The 7660-nt window shown below is 43.6% G+C and carries 6 protein-coding genes and 1 riboswitch; of the genes, 1 reads left to right on the top strand and 5 read right to left on the bottom strand.

Going from position 1 to position 7660, the window contains the following annotated elements:
* Positions 1-145: 145 nt before the first annotated feature.
* From ACQKIC_RS17285 to ACQKIC_RS17275, 3 genes are read right to left on the bottom strand one after another with little or no spacing between them, the layout of a single operon-like run.
* Positions 146-565 carry a flavodoxin domain-containing protein gene (locus tag ACQKIC_RS17285; RefSeq protein WP_402955507.1) on the bottom strand — a complete coding sequence of 140 codons (420 nt, stop codon included), beginning with the start codon at positions 563-565 and terminating at the stop codon, positions 146-148.
* The gene (locus ACQKIC_RS17280) at positions 555-1607 is read right to left on the bottom strand and encodes a ribonucleotide-diphosphate reductase subunit beta (RefSeq protein WP_402955510.1); all 1053 of its coding nucleotides are present in this window, start codon (positions 1605-1607) and stop codon (positions 555-557) included. Before ACQKIC_RS17280 ends, ACQKIC_RS17285 begins: the two co-directional genes overlap by 11 nt.
* A 42-nt stretch (positions 1608-1649) precedes the next feature.
* Positions 1650-3944, bottom strand: a complete 2295-nt coding sequence (locus ACQKIC_RS17275; RefSeq protein WP_427592033.1) for a ribonucleoside-diphosphate reductase subunit alpha — start codon at positions 3942-3944, stop codon at positions 1650-1652.
* 137 nt (positions 3945-4081) lie between these two features.
* Positions 4082-4263: riboswitch (cobalamin riboswitch) on the bottom strand.
* 288 nt (positions 4264-4551) lie between these two features.
* Here ACQKIC_RS17275 and ACQKIC_RS17270 point away from each other — a divergent pair.
* The gene (locus ACQKIC_RS17270; RefSeq protein ID WP_402867612.1) at positions 4552-5481 is read left to right on the top strand and encodes a manganese-dependent inorganic pyrophosphatase; all 930 of its coding nucleotides are present in this window, start codon (positions 4552-4554) and stop codon (positions 5479-5481) included.
* A gap of 48 nt (positions 5482-5529) precedes the next feature.
* Here the strand turns inward: ACQKIC_RS17270 and ACQKIC_RS17265 are convergent, their stop codons facing one another.
* A complete protein-coding gene (locus tag ACQKIC_RS17265; RefSeq protein ID WP_402867613.1) occupies positions 5530-5676 on the bottom strand; it encodes a hypothetical protein in 147 nt (48 codons plus the stop codon).
* Between the two features lie 81 nt (positions 5677-5757).
* Positions 5758-7206: a SulP family inorganic anion transporter gene (locus ACQKIC_RS17260; RefSeq protein WP_402990293.1), complete on the bottom strand. Its 1449-nt coding sequence runs from the start codon at positions 7204-7206 to the stop codon at positions 5758-5760.
* Positions 7207-7660 lie beyond the last annotated feature (454 nt).

The raw sequence follows: 7660 nt of genomic DNA, 5'->3' as shown, positions 1-7660 counted from the left end.
GCATCCTCATCACCCCAAGTTTTAATACTTCTATTTTAAAACAAAAAAAACTGTAGGCAAAGTCGATTTTCATCGAGTTTGTCTACAGTCTGAAAGACCCCAATTTGGGGTCTTTTTATTTTGTATTTACAAGCTTGGGAGTTTGTTAGTTTGTAAATAGAGAGGCGAACTTTTTTATCCTGGGTAGGTCCGCTTCTTGATACATTTGTTCGATTTTCAATGTAGCGACCAATTGGCTCTTGGCAAATAGCATGTCACGAAATTGGTCGACGGCTCCGCAAAAATGATTGTAATTGGTTTCACCCGTTCCGAAGACTCCTGTTTTCAGGTGGGAAATCGGCATTTGCTCTAGCTCCGAATAGAAGGCGGACATTCTGGCAGGAAGCTCGCCATTTCCCCAAGTATAAGTACCGACAATCAACGAATCATACTCATGCACTGTACGTATATCAAATTCAAGAACCCGAAATAGCTCTGCTTCGGGCAAAAGGGATGCAAGGACTTCAGCAAGCGCCTTTGTATTGCCTCCTGCCGAATGATGGACGATGGCGGTTTTAAAGCTCATCGAACCCGTTGCTTGCATTTACTTGGCTATAGGTCCTTGATTTTTGCTCGAAGAAGTCGGTCTTAGTCAGCCCGATGGATTCATCGTCGAACGTTTTGATCCAGGGCATCGGGTTCTCACTATACTCTTGATACAAGTTTTCAAGTCCAAGCATGCGTAATCGTTTGTTGGCGATATATTCGATATACTCGTTGAACTCTTCCAAATCGAGATCTGCTTTCGTTTGGATATCCTCAAGCATATATTCGGACCATTCCTTTTCAAGCTCGACGGCCTTTTCAATCGTCGTATAGATGAACTTCGTATTGTCTTCATTATTCAGTTCCGGATATTCATACATTAAAATTTGTATAAGCATGCCAATGAAATCGAAGTGGACCATTTCATCGCGATGAATATAGGAAATCATCGTTGCCGAACCGGTCATCAGATTTTGCCGGCCCAGATTGTAGTAGAAGGCGAAAGCCAGGTAAAAATAGATCCCTTCAAGGTTCGTGGAATGGATGAGCGCCTCGAATAAGTGCTGAGGGCTAGGGTCGTCCACAAATGTTTGGTAGGCATCCACGATCGGTTGGTTCCGCTTGATCACTTCCGGGTGTTCTTTGATCCGGTCAAAAAGCTGTTTTTGCTTGCCGACAGGAATCAAGGAAGCAAGGATGTAAGAATACGATTCATTATGAATGGATTCCTGCTGGGCCATGTTGGCGAGGATCGCCTTTGCTGCCGGATCCTTGATGTATCGAAGGATTTCCACTAAAGTCGGTGTCTGCAGGCTGTCCATCCCGGCAATCATCGTGAGGATGTCGAGGAAAGCGTCCTGGATATCCTCATCCAATTCACCCCACTGCTTTTTATCCTGGATCATGTTCACACTCGATGGCTTCCAAAAATTGTTGATGAGCTGTGTATACGTATCATAGAATTTTTCATACTGAATGTCGTTCCAAAGGAGAAAGCCTGAAGCTTCTCCTTTGAAAACGCCGGTTGCCTTGGTAGGATGGGTTGGTTCGAGCATCCTGATTTTCTTGATATGGTTTGTCATTTGTAAAATCTCCTTCAATAAAGTAAATTCCATTCCCACTCGTTAACTCGAGCAGCTCTCACAGGCATTGTCGTATTCGGATGAAGTGGAACGAAGATAATAAGTCGATTTCAATCCGCTTTCCCATGCTGTTAGGTGGATGTCCAATAACACTTTAGCCTTGATCGTGTTTTGTACATACAGGTTGAAGCTGATGGCTTGGTCGATATGACGTTGACGTGCTGCATTTTGCCTGATGCTTTCCTTTTGGTCCAAATGGAAGCGCGTTTTTTTATAGTATTCATACGTAGTGGGCGTCAATCCAGGCGCTGTCACTTTAAATTTGAAGTTTTTCTTTTCTTCATAAAACTCGATTTCATATAACGGGTCGATGCCATCCGTGGAATGACCGATTTTGGCAGTCGATGAATTGGGGGCGATTGCCATTAAATAGCCGTTTCGTGTACCATACTGCTGCACTTCTTCTTTTAATTCCAACCATTTTGGATCTCTATAGTCACGAAGGTCGAAATACTCCCCCGTTTGCCAATCGGACCCTTCGAAGTATGGGTAGGTTCCTTTTTCCTTGGCCAATTCATTGGATGCTTTAATGGTTAAATAAGCGATTTTCTCATATAAGGTATCGGCGTACTTAACGGCTTCATCGGACTCCCAGTAGATATTTTGCGTCGCTAGTAAATGATGCCACCCGAAAGTTCCTAAGCCGATGGAACGGTAGCGCTTATTCGAAATGGAAGCTTGCTTGACCGGTAAGGTATTCACGTCAATGACGTTATCGAGCATGCGGATCTGAATCGGGATCAGTCTCTCCAATACATCGCTGTTCACCGCGCGAGGCAGGTTGATGGAAGAAAGGTTACAGACAACGAAATCCCCGCTTTTGCGAACTACGACGACATCGCCATCTTCCGTTTCATATTCGTCGGTGATCGTTGAAGGGCTTAAGTTCTGGGCGATTTCCGTACAAAGGTTAGAACAATAGATCATCCCTTTATGCTTGTTCGGGTTCTTTCTGTTCACTTCGTCCCGGTAGAACATATAGGGTACGCCTTCTTCTAATTGTGAAATCATGATGCCTTTCATAATGTCCATCGCTTTGATTTTCTCGAAACTATAGCCTGGAAGTATGCCATTCTCCGCCGCCTCTACAGCAAGGGCGTAATGGTCCCTGAAACTGCCTTCCCCTTTTTTCTCGTCATAAAAATCTTCGAGGGAGAACCCAAGGGTTTGCTTCACGGTATGCGGGTCGAAGAGATACCAATCTTTCCGGTCACGCACGGCTTCCATGAATAAATCGGGGATGCAGACGCCCGTGAAGATGTCATGCGCCTTTAAGCGGTCGTCGCCGTTTTGCGTCTTCAAGTCAAGGAAGCTCATGATGTCCTTATGCCACGCATCCAGATAGATGGCGATTGCGCCTTTACGTTGCCCCAATTGATCGACGCTGACGGCCGTTTGGTTAAAGAGGCGAATCCAGGGAGTCGTGCCTGAACTGTTACCGGAAAAACCGCGGATATCAGAACCAAGCGAACGGATTTTCCCGACATATAGACCAACGCCGCCCCCGAACTTGGAAACTTTTGCGGCATCATAGTTTGATTGATAAATTCCGTCGATTGAATCCTCGATTGCATCGATGAAGCATGAGCTCAATTGCCCGTGTGTCTTTCCGGCATTTGAGAGGGTAGGGGTCGCTACCGTCATATATAGGTTCGACATTGCCCAGTAGGCTTCTTTAACAAGCTGCAGTCGGTGTTCCGTTTTTTCCAGTCTCATGATTTCCATGGCAATGATCATGAAGCGCTCCTGGGGAAGTTCATAGACCTTGTCTTTTTTTGGACGGGCCAAGTAGCGATCATTCAAAAGATAGATTCCGATATATGAAAATAGTTTATCTTTTTCCGGATCGATGACCGAACCCAATTCTTCGATTTCCGTTTTTGTGTAGGAGTTGAGAAGCTCTGCTTTATAAACAGGGTAACGTTGGCCTTCATGCTGCTGAGAGAGTTCTTGAATCAATTCATAGAAAGGTCCATAGTTCCGGCCTTCATAGCCCCGGTTCTTTTGGGCATCACGATACATGGCATTCAATAGTTCCCTTGCGGCGACGAATGTCCAGTCTGGGGCATCGATATCGACACTTTCAAGTGCAAGCTGGATCAACTTTTTCGATGTTTGTTCTTCTGAAGCATCACCTTTTCGATCGAGCCATTTAGTAAAACGCTTTTTGAACTTTTCCATATCAAGACGGCCTTCGAAATCCTTGGATAACATGTCCAGCTGGATTGAATTTGTTTCTGTGTCATTTTTTATGGTAGGGTTATATGTTTGAGTCATAAATGTTCCTCCTCTTAAATGTACGCGAATAAAAAAAAACCGCCCAATAAATTGAGCGGATCAAACGATAGGATAAAAGAGCCATGAAAAAATAGCCGTTACACTATCGTTTCATCATCTCAATCCCCGAAGAATAAGAAACTTGAAAAAACCAGGCAGGTCTCCTGACTCATGATCATCCTACTTTGAGTCCTTCCCGTATAGAGAGCTATACAGTGGTTTTCTCATTTCGTCACATTTACAGTTGCGGGGACAGTTCCGGGTTCACACCGGATTCCCTTTTCAGCCATCTCTGGCACCTTGGTTAATAATTCTATATATAGTTATTTATGTTGTTAGAAAAGTCAATATCTAGTATGTATGCTTATATTATCGTAAGCCATCCATGCTGATAATTCAACATATATATTTGTGAAAAACTGATTCATATCTATTGACAAGGTCGGATAAAGGAAGAGGATGATGAAAGAATATAGGGAGGAATACAAAATTCCATCGCGGAATGTCAGGGTTTTTGTGTTAAAATAAATTGCATAGCAAAACTAGGGATTCTGGTTATGAAAAGAAAAATCCCTGCCAAATCATTTAGGAAAAAGGAGAAAAAATCGTGGAAAAAATATTAGTTTTTGGACATAAGAATCCGGATACCGACACTATCTGTTCAGCAATCGCTTATGCTGACCTAAAAAAGCAGCTGGGCATCCAAGCTGAACCTGTTCGTCTTGGTGAAGTGAATGGTGAAACACAATATGCGTTGGACCAATTTAAATTCGAAGCACCCCGCCTTGTTGAAAAAGTGGCTGGGGAAGCGGATGGCGTGATTTTAGTCGATCACAACGAACGTCAGCAAAGTGCCGAAGACATTGACCAGGTACGCGTATTGGAAGTCATCGACCATCATCGTATCGCTAATTTCGAAACAAGTGATCCTTTATATTACCGCGCAGAACCAGTTGGCTGCACGGCTACTATTTTAAATAAGATTTATAAAGAAAACGGAATTGAAGTGCCTAAAGCCATTGCAGGACTTATGCTTTCAGCCATCATTTCCGACTCTTTATTATTCAAATCGCCTACTTGCACGGAGCAAGACGTCGCAGCTGCTATGGAATTAGCGGAAATTGCTGGCGTGAATGCTGAAACATATGGCTTGGAGATGCTAAAAGCGGGTGCTGACCTGAGTGACAAAACCATCGATCAGCTCATCACACTTGATGCAAAAGAATTTTCAATGGGAACGGCAAAAGTTGAGATTGCTCAAGTGAATGCTGTTGACCCGAATGAAGTGCTTGCAAAGCAATCAGAAATTGAAGCAGCGATTCATGCAGTTATTGCCGCGAAAGAATTGGATTTATTCTTATTCGTCGTAACGGATATCTTAACGAATGATTCCGTTGCCTTGGCTCTAGGAGCATCAGCGGATGCAGTGGAGAAAGCGTATAACGTAACATTGAATAAGAACATTGCTGTATTGGAAGGCGTCGTATCACGTAAAAAACAAATTGTACCAGTTTTAACAGATATCTTCGCTAAGTAATAAAAAAAGGACTCGATGCCACTTTGAAAGTGGCTTCGAGTCCTTTTTTCAATTCAACGCTTCTTTCTCTTTTTCATACGCAATCACGATAAGCTCTTTGTTTGATTCCTCACGTATTTTTCCTTCAAAGAGTTTTAACTCATTGAGAAGGTCAGGTGATAAATCTGCTGCAGTATAATCCTGTTCGGATGACATGATTTTCCCTCCAATCCAGAGTATCATTCACTCTAGTTTGGCGGTTCAGCAAGAATTTATGCAGGGGAGCCATGCATCCTTTTACTTTTCATATGAGGCCAGGCTCTTTAGCAGCTGAGAACTTTCCTGATCAAGGCCAAGCACTTGAACCGTTTTCCCCTGTACTCTGTATTTTAAGATGACTTTCTCGACGGCTCCTACAGCCGAGGCATCCCATATTTTCGAATTGGAAAAATCAATGATGATGGAATCTGCTTTTTCCTTCGTATCAAACTTCGAAATGAAGTCCTGGACCGATGCAAAAAACATCTGGCCTTTTATTCGATAAGTGATTTGCCGATCCTGGTTGTCCGCTGTTTTCTCGACAGACACTTTTGAAATTTTAGCCGAGAAGAAAATCATACTCAAGAGTACCCCGGCGAATACGCCTTTGGATAAATCATGCGTATAAAGAACAACGATAACCGTTACGATCATGACTATCGCCTCGGTTTTAGGAGTGATCCGAAGCCTCTTCAAGGAGGACCAATCAAACGTCCCGATGGAAACCATGATCATGACCGCAACAAGGGCGGCCATCGGAATTTTAATGAGGACATCATTCAATAACACGATCAAGATTAACAAAAAGGCCCCGGCGACGAAAGTGGACAGCCGACCTCGTCCCCCGGATTTGATATTGATACCGGATTGTCCAATCATTGCACATCCGGCCATCCCGCCGAAGAAACCGGCCACGATGTTCGCTATTCCCTGACCTTTGGCCTCCCGGTTTTTATTGCTATCCGTATCGGTCATTTCGTCAACGATTTGAGCCGTTAGTAAGGATTCAAGCAATCCGACAAACGCTAGGGCAATGGAATAAGGAAAAATGATGGCCAATGTCTCGAATGACAAAGGGATATCCGGAATCAAGAACATGGGAAGAGCCTCGCTCAATTGCCCCATGTCGCCTACGGTCCGTACAGTAGCCCCTGTTGCAACGGCCACGATGGTCATGAAGATGATTGCGACCAGCGGGGAAGGAACGACCTTGGTTATCCGTGGGAATAGGTAGATGATGGCGAGTGAACCAGCTGTCATGACATACATGACCCACGTTTCCCCTTTGAAATGAGTGAGCTGAGCCATGAAAATCATAATGGCCAAAGAATTCACAAAGCCAGTCATAACCGGCTTCGGTATAAACTTCATGAGCTTCCCAATTTTAAAGACGCCCAGTAGAATTTGAAGGATCCCAGTTAATATAGTTGCGGCAAGTAAATAGTTCAAGCCATGATCCTTTACAAGGTCAACCATCACGAGTGCCATCGCCCCGGTCGCCGCTGAAATCATGCCTGGTCTTCCACCAACAAAGGAGATGACGATGGCGATGCAGAAGGAAGCATACAATCCCACCATCGGGTCGACCCCGGCAATGATGGAGAAAGCTATTGCCTCAGGAATTAAGGCCAGGGCAACGACGATTCCGGAAAGTACGTCTCCGCGAACGTTGCAAAACCACTCCTGTTTTAATGTAGATATATTCAAAACGACACTTCCTTTTTCTCTATATAAGTATGGATTGGCTATTGTAACGTACTAGATTATAGCATGACTTCATTATTCTATCTATGGATTCATAATTGAATGGAAATTTCCTTATTTATATCAATTAGGCCAAATAGAAAGATCCAAGTGGGCCACCTTCAACAAAAAAAGACCCGAGATGGTCTTTTTTTGTTGAACTTACGAGTCATAAGTAAATTCCGGTTCCTTACACTGTGGGATGAATGAAATAATACTATGAAAGGGGTGGACTTGATTGCATGAGTATGTAGAAGCATTAGAGAGAGGAGGGGGATATGTCCTGCTTATTCTTCTTTATGTATAATGCTAGATTTACATGCTGTACAGGTTACTTCTTTGTAATGCTTGAAGATGATCTTTCTAAGGTCTCTTCTGGTTAACATAGCGAATACGTTGTATCTCGTACCACATACAC

The organism is Peribacillus sp. NPDC046944 (assembly GCF_050272735.1).
Lineage (GTDB): Bacteria > Bacillota > Bacilli > Bacillales > DSM-1321 > Peribacillus.
This window is presented reverse-complemented; position numbering and strand designations above follow the sequence as displayed.

Bases quoted from the DNA above. Each gene is read 5' to 3' on its own strand.
- ACQKIC_RS17265 (WP_402867613.1), bottom strand. From the start codon at position 5,676: ATGTCATCCGAACAGGATTATACTGCAGCAGATTTATCACCTGACCTT.
- ACQKIC_RS17275 (WP_427592033.1), bottom strand. From the start codon at position 3,944: ATGACTCAAACATATAACCCTACCATAAAAAATGACACAGAAACAAAT.
- ACQKIC_RS17280 (WP_402955510.1), bottom strand. From the start codon at position 1,607: ATGACAAACCATATCAAGAAAATCAGGATGCTCGAACCAACCCATCCT.
- ACQKIC_RS17285 (WP_402955507.1), bottom strand. From the start codon at position 565: ATGAGCTTTAAAACCGCCATCGTCCATCATTCGGCAGGAGGCAATACA.